The following is a 511-nucleotide window of genomic DNA, read 5'->3' as shown; positions in this document are numbered from 1 at the left end:
GGAGGCTTAGCTCAGCTGGGAGAGCATCTGCCTTACAAGCAGAGGGTCGGCGGTTCGATCCCGTCAGCCTCCACCATACTCACTTCGTTCGTCGGTTTCGGCTCGGGATCTCACCGTTCCGGTTCACCCTCGAAGAAGGAGCAAGGGAGTCTCGCTCGGGTACATCTGATCTTGCTCGCTATCGAAGAAAATTCGACGTAGCATCGCAAGTAGGAAGCGTTCCCGTCAGCCTCCACCATAAGTTTTTAAGGATAAAGGAAGGCCAGCTAAAAGCAGCGACGTCCTGTTGGCAACGCCGACACTAGTACATCCTGTACGTCGCAACACTGGCACGATGACGTCCTATCATCGCGGGATGGAGCAGCTCGGTAGCTCGTCGGGCTCATAACCCGAAGGTCGCAGGTTCAAATCCTGCTCCCGCAACCAAATATGGAGCTGTGGTGAAGTTGGAGTTCACGCCGGTCTGTCACACCGGAGGTCGCGGGTTCGAGTCCCGTCAGCTCCGCCATTT

General features: G+C 56.4%; 3 tRNA genes. All 3 read left to right on the top strand.

Annotated features, from left to right (window positions below):
• The 3 genes from ACE99V_RS20480 to ACE99V_RS20470 all read left to right on the top strand — a co-directional run bounded on the left by ACE99V_RS20480 (position 1) and on the right by ACE99V_RS20470 (position 508).
• A tRNA-Val gene (locus tag ACE99V_RS20480) sits at positions 1 to 76 on the top strand.
• A 273-nt stretch (positions 77 to 349) separates the two neighbouring features.
• Positions 350 to 426, top strand: a tRNA-Met gene (locus ACE99V_RS20475).
• A 5-nt stretch (positions 427 to 431) separates the two neighbouring features.
• Positions 432 to 508, top strand: a tRNA-Asp gene (locus ACE99V_RS20470).
• The last annotated feature ends 3 nt before the right edge of the window (positions 509 to 511 follow it).

It is taken from the genome of Brevibacillus soli, assembly GCF_044759095.2.
GTDB lineage: Bacteria > Bacillota > Bacilli > Brevibacillales > Brevibacillaceae > JBIYSM02.
Note: the sequence above shows the minus strand (reverse complement) of the source record. Positions and strands in the feature narration are given on the sequence as shown.